This window comes from Streptomyces sp. SAI-170 (genome assembly GCF_049739565.1).
In the GTDB taxonomy this organism is placed as follows: Bacteria; Actinomycetota; Actinomycetes; order Streptomycetales; family Streptomycetaceae; genus Streptomyces.
In genome coordinates this window covers 347,293-371,940 of the sequence record NZ_JBMGQD010000001.1, presented here as the reverse complement: position 1 = coordinate 371,940, position 24,648 = coordinate 347,293, and the positions used below count along the sequence as shown (strand labels likewise).

Here is a 24,648-nt window from a genome sequence, read left to right as displayed (position 1 = left end):
CTCACAAGTGGCTTAGATCACGGGGCAGTTTGAGCACCTTCCAGGCTCAGTTGTGGCAACTTGTGGCGATTCCCGCTCACTTCCTCCCCATTACTTTTGCAACAGCGTCACACAGGTGGCGCACAGGGAACTCACAAGAGACCGAGAAGGCATGACGATCCACATACCCGGTCCCAACGAACGGGGCCGGCCTTGGTCCGGGAGGACACTCAGCTCCGTGGCGGGGGGTGTTGTCCTCACCCTGGCCGTCTCCTTGCTCGACGCCACCGGCACGGCGTTCGCGGCCGACGCGGACAAGGCCGCCAAGGAGACCAAGCCCGCGGTGAAGCAGGCCGCCGACATCCCGTCGGCCCGCGTGGCCGCGCGACTGTCGGGAAGGCGCGTCGAGGCGCTCTCCGAACGCACCGAGACGTCGACAACGTGGGCGAACAAGGACGGCTCGCTCACCACCGAGCTCACGGCCGGCCCGATCCGTTACCAGGAGAACGGCCGCTGGCACCCGGTGGACCTCACCCTGGTCGAACACGCCGGCGGCGCGGTGGAGCCCGTCGGCCATCCCAATGGGCTCCGGCTCAACGCCGGCGGCGGCGCGAAGGCCCGCTCGCTGAAGGACACGGCCGCCGCCGCGGCACGCGACCTCGTGACCCTGGGCGAGGGCGACCAGCAGATCACCCTGCAGTGGAAGGGCGGCCTGCCCAAGCCCGAGCTCGACGGCACCCGCGCCACCTACGTGAACGCCGTACCCGGCGCCGACGTCGTCGTGGAGGCCACCCGCACCGGCTACGAGCAGTACGTCGACATCCGGCAGCGCCCGGCGACGAGCGGCTACACCTACACGCTGCCGCTGAAGGCCAAGGGCCTGAAGGTCAAGCAGCAGAAGGACGGCAGCCTCCTCTTCACCGACAGGAAGAACAAGCGGCGGGCCGTCATGCCCGCCCCGGTGATGTGGGACGCGACCACCGACAAGGTCTCCGGAGAGCACACGCATCGCGCGAAGGTCGGCCTGAAGGTCGTCCAGCGCAAGGGCTCGGTCGACCTGGTCCTCACCCCGGACGCCGGCTTCCTCGCCGACCCGAGGACGAAGTACCCCGTGACGGTGGACCCGTCCACCTCCGCGCTGAGCAACGTCTTCGACACCTACGTCCAGCAGGGCGAGACCGTCGACTGGTCCGCCGACACCGAGCTCGACCTGGGCAACCCGGGTACGAAGAACGCCGACGGCACCTTCCGCACGGCCCGGTCGTTCATCTCCTGGAACACCGCGCCGATCGCCGACGCGCTGGTGATGGACGCCAAGCTGTCGCTGTGGAACTTCCACTCCGGCAACTACACCGGCTCCTCGTGTCCCAACCAGCCGTGGGAGGTGTGGTCCACCGGGGCCGCCTCGACCTCCTCGCGCTGGACGGCCCAGCCGTCGTGGATCGCGGAGAAGGCCACCTCGTCGGAGACGCGGGGCAACGCCTCCTGCGGCACGCAGCCGGACGGCTGGATCAACGCGAACGTCACCACGCTGGTGCAGGAATGGGCCTCGGCGAAGGCCGCGAAGTCCCACCTGGGCCTGCGCGCCTCGGACGAGAACGTCACCGGGCAGTGGAAGCGCGTCAACTCCGCCAACGCCGCCGCCAACCCGCCGAAGCTGGTCGTCACCTACAACTACCGGCCGCGCACGGGGACCAAGCAGGAGGCGGGCCCGCCCTACTACTCCTACAGCGGCGCCTACGTCGTCAACACGCTCACCCCGACCCTGCGCGACACGTTCGTCGACCCCAACGGTGACAAGGTCAACGGCACCTTCCAGATCTTCGACGCCGCCACCAACACCCAGGTCGGCAACGTCATCGTCTCGCCGTGGGTGAACTCCGGGCAGGTCGCCTCGGTGACCGTCCCGGCCGGGGCGCTGACGAACGGCAAGACGTACAAATTCCGTACCTCGCCCTACGACGGCACCCACTACAACCTGGGCTGGTCGGAGTGGAAGACCTTCACGGTCGACACCACCGCTCCCTCAGCACCCACCTCCGTCACGTCGACGGACTACCCGTCCACCGCGTGGGTCAAGGGCGCCGGGCAGACCGGCACCTTCACCGTCACTCCCAACGGCACCGACCACAACTGGCTCGAGTGGTCGCTGGACGGCCTGACCTGGACCAAGGTCGCCACCGGCGGCTCCACCGCCGCCAAGGCCATCGGCGTCACCCCGCCCAAGGACGGCACCCACACCCTTCAGGTGCGGCAGGTCGACAAGGCCGACAACAAGTCCGAGGCCGTCGACTACACCTTCCACGCCGGGCCGGGCGGTTTCGTCCAGCCCGACGAGGGCGAGCGCACCGCACGCCGTCTGCCGCTCGTCGCGGAGGCCGACGGATCGAAGTACGACAACGTGTCGTTCTCCTGGCGCCGCTCCGAGGCCGATCCGTGGACGCAGATCCCCGCGGCGCACGTCACCTCCGGCGGCACCCCGCTGACGGCCTGGCCGGTGCCTCTGACGGCCGGCCGCAACGCCCAGCTGGTGTGGGACGCGACCAGCACGGTCGACCCGGACGGCACCGTCCAGATCAAGGCCGACTTCACCGGCCCGAACAGCGCCTCGGGCAGTACGCAGCCGCTGAACGTGGTCGTCGACCGCACCGCCTCCGGCGCCGCGACCGACGAGATCGGCCCCGGCCAGCTGAACCTGCTGACCGGTGACTACACCCTGTCCGCCACCGACACCACGCACTTCGACCTGTCGGTGACCCGCACCGCGTCCTCCCGCAAGCCGGACGCCGGCGCGCAGCAGACCGGCCAGGTGGCCATCTTCGGCAAGGAGTGGGTGTCCGGCACGGCCGCCGAGGCCACCGACTCCGACTACTCGCACCTGCGCAGGATCTCCGACACGGCCGTCGCCGTGGTGGACCTGGAGGGCGAGGAGATCTCCTTCACCGCGAACGCGGCGAAGACCGGCTGGATCCCCGAGCCCGGCTCCGAGGAACTGACCCTCACCGGCAGCGTGACCGGCAGCTTCACCCTCTCCGACACCGAAGGCACCGTCACCGAGTTCACCAAGCCGGACCCGGCCGCGACGACCTGGCAGGTCTCCAGCGCGCTGATGGACGGCCTGGCCCAGACCTCCACGACCGTCGTCTCCGAGACGGTGACGGCCGACGGCAAGACGCTGGCCCGCCCCAAGCGCGTCATCGCCCCGACCTCGGCCGCCTCCGCCGCGACCTGCACGGCCACCCCGGCCACGAAGGGCTGCCGCTCGCTGGAGTTCGTCTACGCGACGAGCACCACCGCGACCACGACCGCCCTCGGCGACTTCACCGGCCAGGTGAAGGAGATCCGCCTGTGGTCGACCGACCCCGGTGCCGCCTCGGCGACCTCCAAGGTCGTGCAGACCTACCGCTACGACGCCGCCGGCCGGCTCACCGAGACGTGGAACCCGCTGATCAGCCCCGCGCTGAAGACGCAGTACGCCTACGACACCGCGGGCCGCGTCACGCAGGTCACCCCGCCCGGCCGGCTGCCGTGGACGTTCACCTACGGCAAGGCGGGCTCCAGCAGCGCGGCCGGTGACGGCATGCTGCTCAAGGCCTCGCGTCCCGCGCTCAAGCAGGGCACCCTCGACGTGATCGAGGGAGAGGCCGCCACCAGCGTCGTCTACGACGTGCCGCTGACCGGCACCACCGCCCCGTACAAGATGGGCGCCTCCGATGTGAAGGCATGGGGCCAGACGGACGCGCCGACCGACGCGACCGCCGTGTTCCCCGCCGACGCCGTCCCCGCGTCCAACGCGGGCGGCGCCCTGACCGCCACGTCCTACCAGCGGGCGGACATCACCTACATGGGCGCCTCGGGCCGCGCGGTGAACGCCGCGACGCCAGGCGGGCACATCACGACGAGCGAGTACGACCGCTTCGGCAACACCGTCCGCGAGCTGACGGCGGCCAACCGGGCCCTGGCGCTCGGCACCACCGCCGCGGACCGCGCCGCACAGGCCGAGCTGGGCATCGCCTCGCTCGCCTCGTCCGAGCGCGCCGACCTGCTCACCACCAAGTCCGTCTACAACGACAACGGCACCCGCGAGCTGGAGGAGTTCGGCCCGCTGCGGCGCGTCGACCTCACCGCCGACCTGAAGTCCGGCACCACCACGCTGGTCGCGGCGGGCTCGCCCGTCACCGCCCGCAGCTGGACCGTCAACGAGTACGACGCGGGCCGCCCGACGGACGGCACCGCCAAGGTGAAGGACCAGGTCACCAAGGTCACCACCGGCGCCCAGGTGCGTGAGCACCCCGCGGTGCACGGAGAGACCCGCGTCGTGCAGACCGTGTACGACTGGGCCAAGGGCCTGCCGGTGAAGTCGATCCAGGACCCGGCCGGCCTGGCGATCACCACCACGACCGAGTACGACGCGCTGGGCCGCGTGGTCAAGACGTACAACACGGGCAGCACCGGCGCCGACGCGGGCACCGTGGTGACCTCGTACTGGTCCGCGACCGGCACCGGCACCTGCGCCGGCCGCCCGGAGTGGGCCGACCTGGTGTGCTCGACCGGACCCGGTGGCGCCATCACCGGCGGCGGCAGCAACCCGACGCAACTGCCCACCACGACCACCCAGTACGACTGGTGGGGCAACGCGACGATCGGCACCGACACCGCGGGCGGTGTCACCCGCACCACGACCACCACGTACGACGCGGCCGGCCGCCCCGTCACCGTGAAGGTCACCGGCGGCAGCGGCCAGGCCGTCCCGGACGCCACCACCGAGTACGACCCGGCCACCGGCGAGGAGATCCGTACGACGTCGCCGACCGGCGGCACCATCACGCGGGTCTACGACAAGCTCGGCCGGCTCGCCTCGTACACCGACGCCGACGGCGGGAAGACCACCACCGAGTACGACCTGCTCGACCGGCCGGTCAAGGTCGGCGACACCGTCCCGTCCAGCGTGACCTTCACCTACGACCACACCGTCGAGCCGCGCGGCCTGGCCACGAAGGCGACGGACTCCGTCGCCGGCGTCTTCCAGGCGACGTACGACGCGGACGGCTCGGTCGCCACGGAGAAGCTGCCCGGCGGCTACACCCTCACCCAGACCGAGGACACCACCGGCGCCGCGGTCGACCGCACCTACACCCGCGACAGCGACGGCACCGTCGTGATGTCCGACGCGGTCACCGAGTCCGTACAGGGCCAGATCACCAGCCATGCCGGCTGGTCGGACCAGACCTACCGCTACGACGCCGCCGGCCGCCTCGTACAGGTCGACGACACCGTGGACACGGTCTGCACCCGGCGCACCTACGGGTTCGACAAGCACAGCAACCGCACGTCCCTGACCAGCGCCGCCTCGGCGCCCGGCCTGGACTGCCCGACCACCGGAGGCACCAGCAGGACCTCGGCGTTCGACAGCGCCGACCGCATCACCGACGCCGGATACGTCTACGACGCGTTCGGCCGCACCACCTCCCTGCCGGGCGGCGTGAGCGTCGGCTACTACACCAACGACCTCGCCTACCAGCAGACCAGCGGCACCAAACGGCAGACCTGGACCCTCGACGCCGCCCTGCGCTTCCGCGGCTGGACGGTGGAGAGCAACAGCGGCGGGACCTGGTCGCCGACCGAGAACAAGCTCAACCACTACGACGGCGACAACGACAATCCGCGCTGGATCGTCGAGAACACCGCCACCGGTGCCCTGACCCGCAACGTGGACGCCCTCTCTGGGAACCTCGGCGCGGTCACCAGCGCCACCGGTGACACGGTGCTGCAGTTCACCGACATCCACGGCGACGTTGCGCTCCAACTCCCGCTGAACGCGGGCGAGGCGCCGATCGTCCTCGACACCGACGAGTACGGCAACGCGCGCGACAAGCAGCAGGCCGTGCGCTACGGCTGGCTGGGCGGCAAGCAGCGTTCCAGCGAGACGGTGGCCGGCTTCACCCTCATGGGCGTACGCCAGTACAACCCCGCCACCGGCCGGTTCCTGTCGGTCGACCCCCAGCGCGGCGGCAACGCCAACGCCTACGAGTACTGCTCGGCCGACCCGGTCAACTGCTTCGACCTGGACGGCAAGTGGGGCTGGAAGAAGTTCTTCAAGAAGGCCAAGCGCTGGGCCTGGCGCAACAAGTGGGACATCGCGCTCACCGCGGCCGGCTTCATCCCCGGCCTCGGCGCCGCCGCCTGGGGCTACCGCGCCTACCGCGGCTACCGCGCCCTGCGGGCCGCCCGGGCCATCGGCCGCAGCTGCCGCTGGAACTCCTTCCTGCCCGAGACGCCGGTCGTCATGGCCGACGGCAGCACCCTGCCGATCAGTCAGGTGGAGGTCGGCGACCTGGTCCAGGCGGTCGACGAGATCACCGGTGAGACCACCGTCTCCCCGGTCTCCGACGTGATCATCGGTCACGGCACCAAGGATCTCGTCACCCTGTCCGTGGACGCGGACGGCGACGGCCGGTCGAAGAAGATCACCGCGACCGCCAACCACCCGTTCTTCGTCCAGGGCCGCGGCTGGATCGACGCGTTCCAGCTGACCCCCGGCTCGCGCCTGTCGAACCCGACCGGTTTCGCGCCGACGGTCACGGCCACCAGCCGCACGCAGGCGGTCCGGACCGTCTTCAACCTGACCGTCGCCGGCAGCCACACCTACTTCGTGGTGACCGACGGCCGGTCGGCGCTGGTCCACAACTGCGCCCGGTACATCCCGAAGAAGCGCAACGTACTGAACTGGTGGCACCCCACCCGGTTCAGCAGCAAGGCAGCGGCGGTCCGCCATGCCAAGCAGGTCGCCAGGACCGGCGGCCGCTGCCGCTACCGGGGTCCGTGCGGCTCCGGCAACCACGTCCACGTCGACTTCATCAACCGGTTCGGACGGATCTTCCGCACGAACCACTACCGCTGGTGACATCGCGGACGTGAACCGGGAGAACCGAGAGAGGTGACATGAACGTCGGGGCGGTCCGTACACCGGACCGCCCCGACGCTTACCCACGTCAGTACGACGTCAGCAGAACTCCTCGACGTACAGCAGGACGCGACCGTCCTCCGAGCGGAAGTCGTACGCCCGGTACGTGCCCGACTCGGGGGCCTCCAGCGCGTCCTTGATCAGGGCCCACGCCTCCTCACGCCCGTCGGCCGGCACCGGTCGCAGCACCTCCCCGGCGCCCTCCCCGATGATCATCTCGTCGGCGCCGCGCACGAGCCGCCTGGCCAGCCGCGCGTCCAGCGGCCCGCGCTCCCTCGTCCACAGACGCCCCTCCGCGTCGACGAGTTCACCCGCGCTCGCGGGCGACAGCAGACCGTCGGCCGGGTCGGATCCCCCCGGGGTCTCCAGTGAGGCCACGACGTCGGCGAAGTTCTTGTCGGGCGTTCGCTTCTTCGGCATGGAACCAGTCTGACAGCAGCCACCACCTGTCCTGGAGCGGGGCGGAGCGCCATAGGGTGAACCCCATGTCTGCCAGGTTGAGTTCCACGAAATCCCGCGCCGCGTTGCGCACATCGGCACGTGTCTCCGCCGAGTTGCTGCTGGTGCTCGTGATGCTCGCGGTGGCCCTCTGGCTGCTCGGCCGGATGTGGTCGGTGGTGTGGCCGCTCGTCGTCGGTCTGCTCCTGACCACCCTGACCTGGCCGCCGACGCGTTTCCTTCGCTCACGAGGCTGGCGTCCCGCGCTTGCCGCGTCGGTGGTGACGATCGTGTTCCTGCTCGTCGCCGCGGGGGTCGTGGCGCTGATCGCGGTTCCGGTGGCGTCCCAGTCGGGCGACCTGACCGACGGCGTGGTCGAAGGGGTCCAGAAGCTGAGGGAATGGGCAGCAGGCCCGCCGCTGAACATCGGGGACGCCCAGATCGACAAGGCGTTCGACACCGCGGTCGACCGGGCCCAGGAGGGTATCGGCAGTGCGGTCACCGCCGTCGTCACCGGAGTGAGCACGGTGGTCAACGGCGTGATCACCGCCGTGCTGGCCCTCTTCCTGATGTTCTTCTTCCTCAAGGACGGCCCGCGATTCCTGCCGTGGCTGGCCCGTCAGCTGCCCGGCCGGCTCGCCACCGACGTCCCCACCGTCGCCGCGCGTGTCTGGGACACCCTGGGCTCGTTCGTGCGGTCCCAGGCCGCCGTCGGCCTGCTCGACGCCGTGCTGATCGGCCTCGGTCTCTGGGCGCTGGGGGTGCCGCTGGTGCTCCCGCTGGCGGTGCTGACGTTCGTCACCGCGTTCGTGCCGATCGTGGGCGCGCTGTTCGCCGGCTTCGTCGCGGTCCTGATCGCGCTGGTCTCCAACGGCCTGACCGACGCGCTGATCGTGTTGGCCATCATCGTGGTCGTGCAGCAGCTCGAGGGGAACGTGTTCCAGCCCATCATCCAGAGCCGCGGACTCGGCCTGCACGCGGGGGTGATCCTGCTGGCGGTGACGCTGGGCGGCAACCTGGCAGGCATCGTGGGCAGCCTGCTCGCCGTCCCGGTCGCGGCCCTGATCGCCGTGGTGTGGAACTACGTGCGCGAGCAGCTCGCCGAGCCGCCGGCGGAGCCGGGCGACGGCGACCCGGTCCCCGGTGACGCCGTTCCGTCGTAACAGCTGGAGGCCCAGCGGCCGGGGCGGTCGCCCCAGCCGCAGCCTCCGGACGCATCGGTCACGACAGGATCTCGACGTACCCCTCGGTTCCGTGGACGCGGATCCGCTGGCCGTCCCGGATCAGCCGGGTGGCCCCGTCCACACCCACGACGGCCGGCAAGCCGTACTCCCGGGCGATGACCGCACCATGGGTCATCAGGCCGCCCACCTCCGTCACCAGGGCGGCGATCCCGACGAACAGGGGCGACCAGCTGGGGTCCGTGAAGGTCGTGACCAGGATGTCTCCCGCCTCGAGAAGGGCATCCGCCACGTCATGCACGACACGGGCCCTCCCCTCCACGGTCCCGGCGGACACCGGCAGGCCGATCAGCGCACCGGCCGGCACGTCGTCGCGCCGGTACGCCCCGTTGAAGGTCTCACCGTCCGAGGTGAGCACCCGAGGCGGGGTGAGCGCGTGGTACGACCGGAAGGCCTCCTTGCGCCGCTGGACGAGCTGCTCGTCCACCTGGTGCGAGCGCACGACGTCGTGGAGCTCCTGGAACGTGAGGTAGAAGATGTCCTCCACTTCGGACAGCACGCCCGCTCGCGCGAGCCGCTCGGCCTCTTCCATGAGGGCCTGCTTGTAGACGAAGTAGCGGCTGATGATGTCGTACTTCGGGTACTCCCGGTATCCGATGAAGGTCCGGACGCGGTCGATCATGCGCTTGGTCCGGTCTGCCTTCTCCTCCCCGTCCGGCAGGTCCCGCAGGCGTGACAGCACGTCCTGCTCCTTCTGCCACGCCTCCTTCCGGCCCTGCTCGAAGCGCCGCTCGGCGGCGCCCGGTTCGAAGTTCCTGACATTGTCGAGGATCGCCGGCACGAGAGCGGTGGGGCGCTCGCGCCAACGCGGCCTGGTGATGTCGATCTCGCCGACGCAGCGCATGCCGTACCGGTCGAGGTAGGCCTCGATGGCGTCGCGCGCCTCGGTGCCGCCCGGGAGTTTCGCCAACTCGTCCAGGAAGTCGTCGTGTTGGACGCTTTGCAGGAACGCCACCAGCTCCGGGTGCGGGCGGATGACGTCCGCGACGTCGAGCAGCGCCAGTCCCATCTCCGACGTGATGTTGTCGGGGGCGGAGAGCGTGAGCGTGTCAGCCGCGTTCTTCTCGCCCAGCCACTCCTGCAACTGGTCGTTGAGCCACCACGTGGCCTCCATCCCCGCCATGATCGCCTGCATGCTCTGGGGATCAGCGAGGACGCGCTTGTGCTCCTCGAAGGCCTCCAGAAGGAAGTCGAACAGCGCCGGCCCGGTCTTCGAACCGATGTCGCGCCTCAGGGCGCCGAGAGACGCCTGGCTCCGCTCGATCAGCCCCTTGACGATGGCCGGATCGGTCTCGATCGGCGCGGAGGCGCCACCGGCCGGCGGCCCGCCGGGACCCGCGTCCGGGAGCGACGGGACGAAGCCGTCCCGGTCGAGGACCGTCTCCAGCGCGTCCCTGGTCAGCGGATCGGACCGCCCCACCAGGTCCAGAAGGCCGGCGCGGCCCGCGGGCGAGGCCAGGCGCCGGGTGGTGTCGACGAACAGCCTCCCGCCCGCCGCCAGCATCGGTGTCATGGCGGTGAGCTGCCACACGGAGAGCCCCAGGGGCCTCATGGGATCGGTCATCATCTGCTGGTGACCGACGGAGACGTAGACGTGATTCTCCTGGTCATCGGTCTCGGGGACGGGAAACAGCGTCGTGATCGGCCGGCTCTGGACGATCCGGAAGCTGCCGTCGACCAGGCACCATTCGATGTCCTGCGGGCAGCCGAAGTGCGCTTCGATCCGCCGCCCGAGCCGTACGAGCTCCAGCACCTGGGCATCCGTCAGCGCCGGCTGCTCCCGCCGCCGCGCGTCGACCTCCACCTCCTGCGTACCGCCGCCCGGCAAGGCCTGCACGGCACGCTCTTTGGCGGAGATCGTCCTGCTGACGACTTCGCCGTCCCGCACCGCGAAGACGTCCGGGTTCACCAGGCCGGAGACCAGGGCCTCGCCGAGGCCGAAGCCGGCCTCCAGGGTGGCGACCTTCCGGTTGCCCGACACGGGGTCGGCCGTGAACAGGATGCCGGACGCCTCCGGGAGGACCATCTTCTGCACGACCACGGCCATATGGACCGTACGGTGGTCGATGCCGTTGCGCTGGCGATAGATCACCGCCCGCTCACTGAACAGCGAGGCCCAGCACCGGCTGACGTGCCGGAGAATCGCCTGCGGCCCTACGACGTTCAGATACGTGTCCTGCTGGCCGGCGAAGGAGGCCGTCGGCAGGTCCTCCGCCGTCGCGCTGGACCGCACGGCACAGGCGGTCTCCTCGCCGAGCCGAGCGAGGGCGCGGGTGATCGCCGCCGCGACCTCGTCCGGGAGGGCGACCCCCTCGATGGCTCGCCGGATCCGCGCGCTGAGGGCGCGGATCGCCTCCCGGTCGTCCGGGTCCGAGCGCGACAGTTCGCAGAGCAGCTCCTCGATCGACGGCGTGGCCGCCATGATCCCCCGGAAGGCCTCCGTCGTCACACAGAAGCCGTCCGGCACCCGGATGCCGTCGATCCGCGACAGACCGCCCAGGTGCGCCCCCTTGCCGCCGACGACCGCGACCTGCGTCTCGTCGACCGCTTGCAGATCGACCACGTACTGCTCGCTCATCGCGACACCTCCGAGGCCGCCGTGCTCCGTCGCACCGCACCGCCCGGTCGGATCACCGTCGTCTCCACCTCTGACGAGTCGCATGGCGCGCACTCGCATCCCCCGTACATCGACAACGACACCGGCACGTCGTGCCCCCATTTCCGCAGGTTGTGGCCTAGGCCGACGATTCTGCGCCACCACCCGGGCCTTGCCGCAAGTCCCCCTGCCTGCTATACGTTGAGAAGGGCAAGGAGAGCGACCTCCTTGCCTTTCTCGCTTTTCATGTGCCGGTTCGCGGCGGGGAGTTCGGGCGTGCGGGAGCTGTCGCTCCCCCCCTTGGTAGGGTGCGCCGATGTCATCGATCAAGAAGTTCCAAGTCACCTTCGACTGCGGGGAACCCGAGCGTCTCGCGCGCTTCTGGTGCGAGGTGCTGGGGTACGTCATACCGCCGCCACCGGAGGGGTTCGCCACTTGGGACGACTTCAAGCGCTCGCTGCCGGCCGAGGAGCAGGACGCGTGGTTCGCATGCGTCGATCCCTCAGGTGTGGGCCCGCGACTGTTCTTCCAGCGCGTCCCCGAAGGCAAGGCCGCCAAGAACCGGCTGCATCTCGATGTGCGGGTCGCCACCGGACTCGTGGGCGAAGAACGCCTCGCCGCACTCGAGGCCGAGTGCGCGCGACTGGTCCCGCTCGGCGCGGTACACGTGCGCACGCTGTACGACGGCAATGACGCGTGCATCCCGATGCTGGACATCGAGGGCAACGAGTTCTGTCTCGACTGAGCGTCCTCGGAGCCGGCGAGGCGGGGACCTGTCCGGCGGGGACCGACCGGTCGGCGATGCGGCCCGCGACAGTGCTTTTCACGGACCGCCCGATCACGGCAGTCTCGCCGCCAACGCGGCCTCCACCTCCGCGAGTTCCTTGACCGGGTCGGCCGTCCGGGCCAGGACGGTCAGGTCGTCCGGGCTGTAGCGGGCGCGCACGTCGTCGTCCCACCGTGCGACGGCCGCCCGCAGCGGTTCGACGGCTTCGGTGAGCCGGCCCAGCCGGTGCAGGACGAGTCCGTAGTACCCCGCCGCCTCCGTGCGGTGTGCGGTGTCGCCGCCCTCTTCCCAGGCCCGGCGCAGAAAGGGCTCCGCCTCGGCGTACGCGCCGCGCTGGGCCTTGAGCTTGCCCGCGAGCATGGCGTTCAGCGACGAACCGTCGTCGGCCGCGCGCACGTACCAGCGCTCGGCCTCCTGGTAGTCCCGGTGGTACTCGGAGAGCCAGCCCATGTCGTTGCACGCGTCGTGGTGCCCCGCATCGGCGGCCTTCCGGTACCACTGGTCGCGCAACGCGGGCCGCCGCAGCGAGTGGTACAGCTCCGCGAGGTCGTACGCGGCATCCGGATCGCCGGCCAGCGCGGCCGGTTCGATCCACCGGACCACGTGGCGGTCGGCCGCGCCGGCCCAGTCGCGCAGGATCTTGCCGTACGCGTACGAGGCATGGACGTCGCCCGCCTCCGCGCGCTCGCGGAGCCCGGGCAGCCTGCGCAGGTCCTTGCCGGGCGCGACGCCGCCCGCCTCACGCGCCGCGGCGATCCGTTCGAGCTGCGCGACGACGTCCTCGTCGTCCTCGCCGACCTGACGGAACCAGCGCTCGGCCTCCTCGTACCGCCGCTGCCGTCTGCACAGGATGCCGAGGTTCCACTGCGCTGCCGGGTGCCCCGCATCGGCCGCCAGGCCGTACCAGTGCTCGGCGTCGGCGAGGTCAGCGCGCTGCTCGTGCAGGACCCCGAGTACGTACGCGGCGCCTTCGTAGCCGGCCTCATGAGCATGGACCAGCAGGGCGCGGGCCTCGGGCCAGACCGTGTCGTCGGCGGTCTCCGTGAGGAACACGGCATGGTCCACGCGGGCCGATGCGCTGAGCGCGGAGGCCCGGCGGTAGTAGCCCGCGGCCTCGACGGTCAGGCCGGGATAGTCGCGGAAGTGCTTCTCCAGGTCGAAGAGCGGGCGAAGAGCCGAGGCCGCGGCGTCCCCGTCCCCGGCGGCCTCCGCGGCGTCGAGGTCCGCGGCCACACGGTCGAACTCCTCGCGGATGGACTCGAAGAGCTTCACCCAGCGGAAGACCGCGATGTCGCCGAGCTCGATGTCGCTCATCAGGAACTTCGGCGCCTCGTCGAGCCGTCCCTCGGCCACGAGCAGCTTGCCGAACTCGATCTTGCAGTCCAGATTGCGGCCGTTCTCCCAGCCGCGCCGGAACCATTCGGCGGCCTCCGGGTCGCCGTTCTCCTTGAGCAGCACACCGAGTCCGTAGGCGCATCCGGAGTGGCGGTCGGCGACGGCGCGGTACAGGGCTTCCGCCGCCGGCCGGTCCCCTCGGATCTTCCGGTACCGGGCAAGGGTGTAGTGCGAGAAGGCGTCGCCCGCCGCCACCGCCTGCTCCCAGTACGGGATGCCTTCGTCCACGTGATGGCCGAGCACGAAGAAGTCGGTGTGCCGGCGGGCGGTCTTCGAGTCGCCTGCGCGGGCGGCGGCGACGAGGGCCTCGCCGCGGGTCTGTATGTCCTGCGTCACGGTCGACATCGTGCCACGATCTTGGAGACGGACCTGCTCCGGCCCGGGTCGGCGCAAGGACTGTCCCTTTCGTACGTCCCTTGCCGCATACGGCAGTTGATGTGGTCCGTGCGGCTGTCGCAAGGCCCGCCCGCGAGACGTGGGCAGTTCGACCGGCCGGGGTCCGGTGGGGCCGGCTCAGCGGTTCACGGTCACCTGCACGGTGTCGACCGTGACGGGTCGCCCGTCCTTGGGGGAGTAGTAGTACGCGGTGAGTACACCGGGCCCGGTGCGCGCCGCCTTGTACGGGAACCTCACGTCGAACGTGCCGCGGGTGCCCGTGCCGGACGTGGCCATCACCCGGACGTCGGCCGCCGTCCGTCCGGTGACGTCCGTGATCTTCAGCCGGAACTCGGCCTCGAAGGTGTTCGCGGTGCCCCACACCCTGACCGGCGTACGGACGGTGCCGCCGATCAGCGGCGACTCGACCAGGACGGCCGGCGTGACGTCCTCGAAGTCCGCTCGTCCCACGGGCCTGTTGAGGAGGATGCCCTCGCCGCCGAACGACGTGACGGGCTTGCCGTCGAGCTGGAAGCGCACCTTCTCGATGCTCGGGTAGCGGGTCAGCGTGTACACGACCTGGGCGAGGCGGGCCCGCATCGAGAGGGTGCCCCCGTCGTCGTCGTAGCGCCCGGACAGGTCGGCGGTCGCCACCTTGTCGCGCACCGCCAGCGAGCGCAGCGTCGTGCCCGACGGGATCGCCGTGGTTCGGCCCTGCCGTGCCTCGGCGCCGCTGGGTCCTGCCAGCAGGGCGCGAAGGGCCCCCGCGGCGGTGCCCGGCGCGGTCACGGTGCGCGGGGCGGGGGAGACGTACGCGCCGTGCAGGAAGTACACCGCGGTGGTCACCCTGCGCGGGGCCCGGGGCGGTTCGGTGACCGGCTGGACGGGTGCCGCCGGGGCTGTCGGGGTGATGGTGACTGTGCCCGTGTCCGCCGGTGTGCGGGTGCCGGTCGCGCCGCCCGGTGTGCCCGGTCCGGTGGTCGAGGGGATCGGCCGGGTGGGGCTCGGGGACGCGTCGCCGCCGGGGGCGGAGTCGCAGGCTCCGACGGACAGCAGCGACAACGCCAGTGCCGACATCAGTACGGCGGAGACGCGCCCTCCAAGGCGCGGAGCCGGGATTTCGCCAGTCATGGCAGCCTCCTCCGACCCTTCCGGGAAAGCGCTCTGGACGGGTTGGGACCAGGGCCGAACGGCTCCTCAGCCCCGTCGCGCGTGCGCCTATGGGACGAGTATGCGACTGTCGAGGCCGTGCGAATGTCATGGCTTCGCGACAGTCCTGAGCGCACGACGGCTCCCGCGCCGGGGCGCGACTGTCATGAGTACACGTACTCATGTTCCGTGCGTGCGCGTGCTGATCCCGACCGCCTGTGGACATGACAGTGTGGTGCCATGTCCGCCTCAGTCCCGGCCCGTCGTGCCCCGCTCACCGCTGCCCTCCTCGCCCTGTCCGCCGCGCTGGCGCTCACCGGCTGCGGCCGCGAGCGCGCCTCGGACACGACCGCCACGGCCGGCGGCCCGGCCGCACCGTCGGCGAGCGCCTCGACCGGCGCCCCGGGAGCCGGCCCCTACGTGGAACCCGGAGCCGGCGACGGCGCCCCGCACTACAACGAGAACAACGCCTACCGCCGCGAGGGCGAGATGTCCCCCGCCCATGAGGCGGACGCGAACCGCGAGGCCGAGCGGATCACCCCGGTGATCGAGCGGCTGTGGAAGCAGAAGAAGTGGGACCCCGCGAGCGTACGCACCGCCCTGCTGGACCTGGGCTACGAGGAAGAGCGCATCACCCAGGACGGCAAGCGCCTCGGCGGGACGCTCACCGTCCGGGAGATGTACCCGCGCTTCGAGACCGACCACTACGTCACGCCCGAGGGAGCGCTGGTCGCGCTGCGCGTGCATGACGACACCTGCGTCACGGCGTTCCTGCAGAAGACCAACTACCAGGTGCGGACCAACGGCCTGTACCCGGAGACCGGCTGCCTGGAGCCGCCTGCCGGCCACTGAGCCTCGCGGAGGTTCTCGGGGTTCCCGCAACTGTCGGCCCACGCAGCCCACATGACGAGCGGTCAGCGACTTGTCGCACAGGGTCTGGACAGCCGCCCGGCGGCGTGCTGTCATTCCGCTGCGCAGAATTTCCATCGATGTAATCGTGGCAGCCCACGCCTCGCCGTATGACCAGGCGCCCGGTCGGCTCCGAATCCCCTCCCCCGAGGAAAGACTCGATGACACGACGCCATACCCGCCCCCGAAACACCCGCCCCTGCACCAAAAGACGGGCGCTGCTGACCGCGGCGGCCGTCCTGCTGCTGTCCACCGGAGGCCTGTTTCCCGCCGCGTCCGCCGCGGAACCGGCCGCCCCCACGGCCGTGGGCGACGCCCCGACCCCCGCGAGCGCCCGCGACGCCGCCATCGACGTGCACGGCCTGAAGGGCGAGTACTTCAGCATGTCGGCCCCCGGCGCCCGGGACTTCGCCACGCTCGGTGGCACCGCCCTCGACCCGCAGATCAACTTTCCCGGCCTCACCGGCACGTTCCAGTCCCTGACCGGGCGGTCCGAGCACACCACCGCCCGCTGGACCGGCCGGATCGAAGCACCCGTCACCGGCGACTACACGTTCCACGGCATCGGGGACAACGGCTTCCGGCTCTTCATCGACGGCCGGCCGGTCATCGACCACTGGGTGCCCGACTGGGACCGGGAGCAGACCAGCGCACCGGTCCGGCTCACCGCAGGGGAGGAGCACGAATTCCGCCTGGAGATGTTCCAGGACGTCGGCGGCGCGAACATGTTCCTGCGCTGGTCGACCCCGACGATGCCCAAGCAGCTCGTACCGGAATCGGCGTTCACCCCGCCGGCCGACTTCGAGGTCTACCCGATGGAGCCGACGGTCCCGGCGAACGGCCGTCAGCTCCGCCTCAGGTTCGAGCACCCGGTCAGCGGACTCGCCGACGTCAAGGACCATCTCACGGTCGAGGCCGACACGACGCCCCTCCCCGTCAGCTCGGTCCGGGCGGCGCCCGGCGACCCGACCACCGCCGTGGTCGACCTCGCGGCGCCGGTCCAGAAGGGCCAGCAGGTCCGGGTCGACTACGACGGCCGTGGCGGGCTCAAGGACGGCGACGAGACCGTCCCGCGGTTCCTGCGCTTCGCGGCCAACGCCTCCACCCACCGGCTCACCACCAAGTGGGGCGACCAACTGGACGAGGAGCGCCCGCTGCCCGAGTACCCGCGTCCGCAGCAGGTGCGCGCCAAGTGGAAGAACCTCAACGGACCCTGGCAGTTCGCCGGCGCCGAAGCGGGCGAGACACCCGTCTTCGGCAAGGACCTCGACGAGCGGATCGTGGTGCCCTTCCCGGTGGAGTCGCAGCTCTCCGGAATCGAGCGGCACGAGGACCACATGCTCTACCGCCGGCTAATCGATGTGCCCAAGGGCTGGAAGGTCGGCGCGGGCGGCAAGGACAACCGCCTGATGCTCAACTTCGGAGCCGTCGACTACGAGGCCAGGGTCTGGGTCAACGGCAAGCAGGTCGCCCGACACACCGGCGGCTACAACGCGTTCAGCGCCGACATCACCGACGCGCTCAAGGGCGCCGGACCGCAGGAGCTGGTCGTCGCGGTCACCGACACCGGAGGCGCGAACCAGCCGAAGGGCAAGCAGTCCACCCACCCCGGCGGCATCTTCTACACCCAGTCGTCCGGCATCTGGCAGACGGTCTGGATGGAACCCGTCGCCCCCGTGTCCGTTGACAACCTTGTCACGACGCCCGACATCGATTCGAGCAGTCTGGCGGTGACCGTCGAGTCCGGGCGGGCCTCGGCCGGTGCGCGCGTGGACGCCGTCGCCCGCGACACCGAAGGCAGGGTCGTCGGCCGGGTCACCGGCCCGGCCAACCAGGAGCTGCGTCTGCCGGTGGCGGACCAGCACCTGTGGAGCCCGGACGACCCCTACCTCTACGACCTCGAAGTGCGGCTGACCGACGGGCGGTCGGCCGACCGCGTCGAGAGCTACTTCGGCATGCGGGAGATCGAGGTCGCCGACGTCGGTGGCTTCCGCAAGCTGGTCCTCAACGGCAAGCCCGTCTTCTCCCTGGCCACGCTCGACCAGGGCTTCTGGCCGGACGGGTTGTACACCCAGCCCAGCGACAAGGCCCTCGCCTTCGACCTGGAGGCCCACAAGAAGCTCGGCTTCAACGCCGTACGCAAGCACATCAAGGTGGAGTCGCCACGCTGGTTCCACCACGCCGACCGGCTCGGCCTGCTGGTCTGGCAGGACTTCGTCTCCGGCGACATCACCGGCCCCACCGGGCAGCAGGCCTTCGTCGACCAGGGTCGCGAGATGATGCGCCAGCACCACAACTCGCCGTCCGTGATCGGCTGGACCGTCTTCAACGAGGGCTGGGGCGAATGGGACCGCGCGGCGACCGGCCGTATCGCCGAGCAGGTCGCGGCGGCCGACCCCTCCCGTATCACGAACGCCCACTCGGGCGTCAACTGCTGTAATTCCAAGGGTGATTCCGGCAAGGGCGACATCATCGACCACCACGACTACAACAACACCGACCCGGCCTTCCCCGACGCGCGCAGGGCCGCCATGGACGGCGAGCACGGCGGCTTCACGCTGCGCACCCCGGGCCACATGTGGCCGGGCGCCCCGACGGTGATCTACAGCGGTGTCGCCGACAAGGAGGCGCTCACCCGCAAGTACGTGGAGAACACCGAGAGGTACTACCTGGAGGCCGCCGGCGCCGAACTCTCCGGCTCGGTCTACACCCAGATCTCGGATCTCGAGAACGAGCTGAACGGCCTGTACACCTACGACCGCCGCGAGATCAAGGTCGACCCGGTCCGCGTCCGGGAGGTCAACCTGAAGGTGATCGCCGCGGGCGCCGCGGCAGGCGACCGGGCCCCGCTCAAGGGCGGCGGCTCCTGGTCCCTGGACGAGGGCAGCGGCACCACCGCCGCCGACGGGGGGCCGAACGCCAGGCACCTCTCGCTGACCGCGGGCACGACCTGGGTGGACGGCGTGCGCGGCAGCGCCCTGAGGTTCGACGGCCAGGGCGAGTACGCCCAGACCGACGGCCCCGTGCTCGACACCACCACCGACTACACCGTCGCCGCCTGGGCCACGCTCGACGCCCTGCCCGGTAACTACGCGACCGTCGTCAGCCAGGACGGGCGCCGCCAGGAGAACCCCTTCTACCTCCAGTACGGCCAGGGCGCCTTCGCCTTCAGCACACTGGGAGGCAATCGCGCCCGGTACGTCACGACGCCCGAACTCGGCCGCTGGTACCACCTGGTGGGCGTGCGGGACGCCGCGAGGAACGAGATCCGGCTGTATGTCGACGGCACGCTCATGGCCACGGCGACGCCTGCTCCCGCCGATGTGAGCACCGGCCCGCTGGCGGTGGGCCGGGCCAAGTGGGGCGGCGGGAACGTCGACTTCTGGAACGGCTCGGTGGATCAGGTCCACGCCTATGACAGGGCACTTTCCGCCGAGGAGGTGAGCGCTCTGTACGCCGCTGAGAAGCGGTAGACGGCCCCCTGTTCGAGGCGGCGCGGCACCCCGGTTCGCGGGCGGTACGTGCGGACCGGGGTGTCGGCGTGCCCGTGAACGGGCCGGGGGAGAGGGCCGACGGACGGCCGAATCCTGGTATGGACCTGCCAAGTGCTGCGGCTTAGCGTGCGAATGCGTTCTGAGAGCGCTCTCAGGGCGCCCTTCCGCTCCCCACACCAGGAGGCCCCGTGAAACGCACCGCCACTCTGCGCGCCGCCGTTGCGGCAGTGCTGCTCGCCGCCGGACTCGGCGCCGCCCATGCCGGCACCGCGAACGCCGCCCCTTCCCTCAGAGAGACCGGGGCTTCCGTCTCCGTCTCGCCCGGCCTGCTCGACGCCATGCGCCGGGACCTCGGGCTGACGGAGGCGCAGGCCGAGGAGCGCCTGCACGCCGAACGGGCCGCCATGCGCACGGAGAAGGCCGCCCGGACCGCCGCCGGAAAGGCGTACGGCGGCTCATGGTTCGAATCGTCCTCGGGGCGGCTCGTCGTCGCCCTCACCGACCGGGCCAAGGCCCCCGAGGTGCGCGCACTGGGCGCCGACACACGGCTCGTGCGGCACAGCGCCGCCGCCCTGGACCGGGCCAAGTCCCGGCTGGACTCGCTCTCCGCCCCCGAGGGTGTCGCCGGCTGGCACGTCGATCCCGCGGCCAACTCCGTCGAGATCACCGTCGTACGCGGTGAGCGGACCGACCCGGCCGTCCGGGCCTTCGTCGACCGGGCCCGGCGCGACGCCCCGGTCACCGTCACGGAAACGGCCGAGGCGCCGCGCACGTACGCGGCGGGCACGGTCGGCGGAGACCCGTACTACACGGGCAACGTCCGCTGCTCGATCGGGTTCTCCGTGCACGGCGGCTTCGTCACCGCCGGCCACTGCGGGCGGGCCGGAGCGGCCGTGCGCGGCTGGGACGGCTCCGCCATGGGCACCTTCCAGGGCTCCTCGTTCCCTGGCGACGACTACGCCTATGTGAGCATCCACAGCGGCTGGTGGACCGTGCCGGTGGTGCTCGGCTGGGGCACGATCCCGGACCGGCTGGTCAAGGGCTCCGCGGAGGCGCCGGTGGGCACGTCCGTCTGCCGTTCCGGCTCCACGACCCACTGGCACTGCGGCACCGTCCTGGCGAAGAACGAGACGGTGAACTACAGCCAGGGCGCGGTGTACCAGATGACGAAGACCAGTGTCTGCGCCGAGGGCGGTGACTCCGGCGGCTCGTTCATCAGCGGGGACCAGGCGCAGGGCGTCACGTCGGGAGGCTGGGGCAACTGCTCCACCGGCGGCGAGACATGGTTCCAGCCGGTCAACGAGATCCTCGCCCGCTACGGCCTGACCCTGCACACCGCCTGACCGTCGGGGCATCTGCCTTCACTCGAAGAACTTGAGGCTCCAGCCGGTGTCCGTCACAGGCCCGGGGACGTTGGCGCGGCTGTAGGTGGTCCCGCCCCACCAGCAGAAGGAGCCGGTGTACCAGTACCGGTTCTCCCAGGCGTACGGCGTCCCCTTCGGCACCGCGTGGAACATCAGAGGGAACGTGGGACCGGCGGGCGGGCTCGTGGCGATGTCGCCGTCGAGGAGCACGAAGCTGTGGTGGCCGGGCCCGTCGACGTACAGCGTCGGGTCCCAGCCGGTCATCATGGTCGCGCGGTGGGAGCCGAAGAGGCAGCCGTTCGACTTGTACCAGTCCCACACGTACGTCGGGTCGCCGCCGGCCCGCAGCCGCAGGTCGGCGAGACAGTACTGGTCGCTCCAGCTGCCGTTGGCGGAGTAGACGATGTGGAGTTGGCCGTTCGGGTCCTTGACGGCCTCGGGCGCCTCGTTGATGTAGGGGTTCCCGACGACTCGCTCCCAGCTCTCGCGTGGCTGCGAGATGACGTGTCGCGGGCCGGTCGGTGTGGTGGGGCTGCTCATGCGGGCGATGTACAGGTTCTGCTCGACGTTGGTGTCGCCGGCCCAGCCGGACCAGACGAACCAGCGCTGCCCGCCGAAGGTGAACAGGGTGCCGTCGATGGCCCATTTGTCGTCGGGGAGGGCGAGCCGGGTTGCGGCCGTGTAGCCGCTGTCCGGGTTCGCCGAGCTGATCACGTACATCCGGTGGGCGGAGCCGCGTCCGGCCGAGAAGTAGACGTAGTAGCGGCCGCCGTCGCGGACGATCTCCGGTGCCCACACCTCACCGAGGCCCCGCGTGTCCGACCACACCCGGCGAGCGGGCGCCGTGGCCAGGGCGGCCGTCGAGGAGGCCTGTCGTACGGCGATGCCGTCGCCGGTCGACTGCACCGACACATAGGTGCCGCCGACCCGCAGGACGCTCGGGTCGGCGGCGCGCAGGGAGGTCTGACCCGCCTGGGCGGTGTCGGGCGTCGACAGGGCCGTCACGAGCGCGAGCAGCAGGCTCAGCGCCAGGGTGGCTGCCCCGAGGAGGCGTGGTTCACGCTTCATGGTTGCTCCCGTGGTCCGATCGTCCAGCACGCTTTACATCGATGGAATACGGGGCAGCATCCTGTCTCGTGGTGAGCATGTCAATGAGGGGCGCTCGGGTCACCCGGAGTTCGGGGCCAGGCCTCTGGGACGGCACGGGCAGGACGGTCAAGAGGCGAGGGGTGCCGCCGTGGCGCCGCGCGTGCCGTCGCCGGTTCAGGTCCGCACAGGGCGGTTCCCCGCCGCTCCCTCCGTGCTCTCCCGCAGCACGAGCCGGTGCGGCACCACCAGATCCCGCGGCGCGCGGTCGTCGGCCTCGCCGGTGCCCGCCGCCTCGTCCATACGGCGTTGCAGCAGCTCGACGGCCACCTTCGCCACCGCGGCCTTGTCGGGCGCCACGGTGCTCAGCGTCGGCACGCTGAACCGTCCGCCCTCCACGTCGTCGAAGCCGATGACGGCCACGTCCTCGGGCACCCGGACGCCGTGCTCGTGCAGCGCGCGCAGTGCGCCCAGCGCCAGTTGGTCGTTGAGGCACAGCAGCGCGTCCGGCCGCGCGCCGGTCTCCAGCGCCCGGGCCACGGCCTCGTGGCCGTCGGGCATCCTGAACGACGCGACGGGGATCGCCGCGGCCGGATCGTGGGCGATGCCGGCCTCCTCGAGGGCGGTGCGATAGCCGCGGGTGCGCGCCTCGGCCGTGCCCAGCCCGACGTCGTCCCGGCCGCCGATGGCCAGGATCGCGCGGCGTCCGAGGCCGATCAGGTGCTCGGTCGCCTCCCGCGCGGCCTTCTCGTTGTCGATGGCGACATGGTCGGCGCCCTCCTCCAGCAGCTCCCCGAGCAGCACCGTGGGCGGGGCGTCCGCACGATCGCGCAGATCGTCGGCGGTGAGGGCGAGCGGGCTGAGGATGACCCCGTCGACGAAGGCGGAGCCGAACCCGGCGAGTGCCGACAGCTCGTGGTCCCGGTCGCCCCCGGTCTGATGGATCAGCACGGTCAGCGAGTGCGCCTCGGCCTCCCGGATGACATGCCGGGCCAGTTCGGCGAAGTAGGGGACGTCCAGCTCGGGGACCACGAGGGCGATGATGCCGGTGCGTCCCTTGCGGAGGTGACGCCCGGCCAGGTTCACCTTGTAGCCGAGGTGTTCGATCGCCTCCTGCACCGCGCGCCTGGTCCGCTCGGAGACGTGTTCGTAGTCGTTGATCACGTTGGAGACCGTCTTCTCCGACACCCCCGCGTGCCGTGCGACGTCCTTGATCCTGGGTCGTGCCACCGAGACCTCCCTGCCCCTTCGCGCGTGCCGAGTCTATGTCCGGGGGTGGCGCGGATCTGAGCGCAGTCCGTGCGGGCTGTCCGGCACCGATCCCGGGCGGTGCGGCCGAGGCTCTTTACAGCCAATGTACATCGATGTAAAAACGTGCCACCGCACCGATCCCACCGGTGCGCACCACCGTCTGCCGCCGCCGGTGGCCACCCTTCCGTGGCCCACCGCCGGTCCGGCGCGCGCGTCCGGCCGTCGAAAGGTCAGCGATGTCCTCCCGCTCTCCCGTACCAGAAGCAGCGCCCCCCTCCGATCGGCCGCGGGGCCTCACCCGCCGCCGGCTCATGCACCACACCCTGGCCGCGGCGGGAGCACTGGCCGCCGCCGGACCGCTGTCCGGCTGCGCGTCGCCGGCGGCGGCCTCCGGCGCCTCGGACCTCAGCGTCTGGGACCTGTTCCAGGGCGGCGACGGCATGCTGATGGACGACATGATCGAGGCCGTCTCCGCAGGCCCGCGGGGCTTCGAGGTGAAGCGGACCATCCTCGACTGGGGCCCCTCCTACTACACCAAGCTCGCCATGTCGGCCGCCGGTGGCCGCGCGTGCGACGTGGCGGTCCTGCACCTGTCGCGGCTGGCCGGCTATGCGCCGGGCGGCCTCCTGGACCCCTTCGACCTGGATCTGCTCGCCGAATTCGGCGTCACCGAGAAGGACTTCGCCCCCGCCGTCTGGCAGCGGACGCTCCACGACGGCGTCGTCCACGCGATCCCGCTGGACGTACACCCCTTCATCGTCTTCTACGACAAGGAGGCGGCCGACACCGCGGGACTGCTCGACTCCTCGGGCGAGCTGGCCCCGATGGGCTCACCGGAAGCCCTGCTGGACGCCGGGCGGGCGCTGGCCGAGGCGACCGGACAGTCGGGCATTCTGTTCGGCCACGTCACCGACACGGCACAGAGCTGGCGGCAGTTCGCCGCCCTCTACGCACAGACCGGCGCGTCCTTCACCCTCCCCGAGGGGGGCCCGGCCCAGATCGACATCGACGCCGCGGTGCGGGTCGTGACGTTCATGCAGCAGCTCTTCGACGGCCGCACCAACCCCAACAACCTGGACTACAACGGCGCGATGGCCGGATTCATCGGCGGTCGCGGCGGCATGGTCATGCTGGGGGAGTGGGAACTGCCCACCTTGAAGAAGTCCGGCATCCCGCTCGGCGCCGCACCCTTCCCCCAGGTCTTCGACAAGCCGGCCGTCTACACCGACAGCCACAGCTTCGTCCTCCCGCGCCAGGAGAACCCCGACCCGGCGAGGCGCCGCGAAGCACACCGGTACGTCGCCGAGATCGTCAAGCAGAGCCTGACCTGGGCGAGCGCCGGTCACATCCCTGCGTACCAGCCCGTGCTCGCGCGGCCGGAGTACGCCGCCCTCGACCCGCAGTCCTCGTACGCGCGGGCCGCACAGGTCGCGGTGCTCGACCCGCCGAACTGGTTCGCCGGAGCCGGCTCGAACTTCCAGAACCGGATGTGCCAGCCCCTTCAGTCGGCCCTGCTGGGCAACACGACCCCCGAGAAGGCCGTGCGGCAGATGGTCGGCGAGGCCGACACGCTGCTGCGGCAGCCCAACCCGGTGGCCTGACGAACGAAAGGAGTGACCG

General features: G+C 70.9%; 13 protein-coding genes. 7 read left to right on the top strand and 6 right to left on the bottom strand.

Annotated features, from left to right (window positions below; genetic code table 11):
- Positions 1-151 precede the first annotated feature (151 nt).
- Positions 152-6,883 (top strand): polymorphic toxin-type HINT domain-containing protein, encoded by a 6,732-nt coding sequence (locus tag RKD23_RS01650; RefSeq protein ID WP_424851907.1) that lies wholly within the window; start codon positions 152-154, stop codon positions 6,881-6,883.
- A 99-nt stretch (positions 6,884-6,982) separates the two neighbouring features.
- Here the strand turns inward: RKD23_RS01650 and RKD23_RS01645 are convergent, their stop codons facing one another.
- Complete coding sequence (locus RKD23_RS01645) at positions 6,983-7,363, bottom strand: hypothetical protein (RefSeq protein WP_424851906.1); 381 nt, start codon at positions 7,361-7,363, stop codon at positions 6,983-6,985.
- A gap of 65 nt (positions 7,364-7,428) precedes the next feature.
- Between RKD23_RS01645 and RKD23_RS01640 the strand changes: the two genes are divergently transcribed.
- On the top strand, positions 7,429-8,544 hold the full coding sequence (locus tag RKD23_RS01640) for an AI-2E family transporter (protein WP_424851905.1): 1,116 nt from the start codon (positions 7,429-7,431) through the stop codon (positions 8,542-8,544).
- Between the two features lie 58 nt (positions 8,545-8,602).
- Here RKD23_RS01640 and rph read toward each other — a convergent pair whose 3' ends face one another.
- The gene (rph, locus tag RKD23_RS01635; protein WP_424851904.1) at positions 8,603-11,200 is read right to left on the bottom strand and encodes a rifamycin-inactivating phosphotransferase; all 2,598 of its coding nucleotides are present in this window, start codon (positions 11,198-11,200) and stop codon (positions 8,603-8,605) included.
- 334 nt (positions 11,201-11,534) lie between these two features.
- Between rph and RKD23_RS01630 the strand changes: the two genes are divergently transcribed.
- Entirely contained in the window at positions 11,535-11,963 is a 429-nt protein-coding gene (locus tag RKD23_RS01630) for a VOC family protein (RefSeq protein ID WP_424851903.1), read from the top strand.
- 93 nt (positions 11,964-12,056) lie between these two features.
- Here the strand turns inward: RKD23_RS01630 and RKD23_RS01625 are convergent, their stop codons facing one another.
- Both RKD23_RS01625 and RKD23_RS01620 read right to left on the bottom strand, forming a co-directional pair.
- Positions 12,057-13,745 (bottom strand): sel1 repeat family protein, encoded by a 1,689-nt coding sequence (locus RKD23_RS01625; RefSeq protein WP_424851902.1) that lies wholly within the window; start codon positions 13,743-13,745, stop codon positions 12,057-12,059.
- 168 nt (positions 13,746-13,913) lie between these two features.
- Entirely contained in the window at positions 13,914-14,906 is a 993-nt protein-coding gene (locus RKD23_RS01620) for a GerMN domain-containing protein (RefSeq protein ID WP_424851901.1), read from the bottom strand.
- 258 nt (positions 14,907-15,164) lie between these two features.
- On the opposite strand from RKD23_RS01620, the gene RKD23_RS01615 reads away from it, so the two are divergent.
- The 3 genes from RKD23_RS01615 (at position 15,165) to RKD23_RS01605 (ending at position 20,670) form a co-directional block, all read left to right on the top strand.
- Positions 15,165-15,776 carry a hypothetical protein gene (locus RKD23_RS01615; RefSeq protein WP_424851900.1) on the top strand — a complete coding sequence of 204 codons (612 nt, stop codon included), beginning with the start codon at positions 15,165-15,167 and terminating at the stop codon, positions 15,774-15,776.
- A gap of 218 nt (positions 15,777-15,994) precedes the next feature.
- On the top strand, positions 15,995-19,306 hold the full coding sequence (locus RKD23_RS01610; protein WP_424851899.1) for a LamG-like jellyroll fold domain-containing protein: 3,312 nt from the start codon (positions 15,995-15,997) through the stop codon (positions 19,304-19,306).
- Between the two features lie 209 nt (positions 19,307-19,515).
- Positions 19,516-20,670: a S1 family peptidase gene (locus RKD23_RS01605; RefSeq protein ID WP_424851898.1), complete on the top strand. Its 1,155-nt coding sequence runs from the start codon at positions 19,516-19,518 to the stop codon at positions 20,668-20,670.
- A gap of 18 nt (positions 20,671-20,688) precedes the next feature.
- Here RKD23_RS01605 and RKD23_RS01600 read toward each other — a convergent pair whose 3' ends face one another.
- The gene (locus RKD23_RS01600; protein ID WP_424851897.1) at positions 20,689-21,759 is read right to left on the bottom strand and encodes a glycoside hydrolase family 43 protein; all 1,071 of its coding nucleotides are present in this window, start codon (positions 21,757-21,759) and stop codon (positions 20,689-20,691) included.
- A 195-nt stretch (positions 21,760-21,954) separates the two neighbouring features.
- Positions 21,955-23,007: a LacI family DNA-binding transcriptional regulator gene (locus RKD23_RS01595; protein WP_424851896.1), complete on the bottom strand. Its 1,053-nt coding sequence runs from the start codon at positions 23,005-23,007 to the stop codon at positions 21,955-21,957.
- Positions 23,008-23,264: 257 nt separating this feature from the next.
- Here RKD23_RS01595 and RKD23_RS01590 point away from each other — a divergent pair, with 257 nt between their 5' ends.
- Positions 23,265-24,629 carry an extracellular solute-binding protein gene (locus RKD23_RS01590; protein ID WP_424851895.1) on the top strand — a complete coding sequence of 455 codons (1,365 nt, stop codon included), beginning with the start codon at positions 23,265-23,267 and terminating at the stop codon, positions 24,627-24,629.
- Positions 24,630-24,648: the final 19 nt, after the last annotated feature.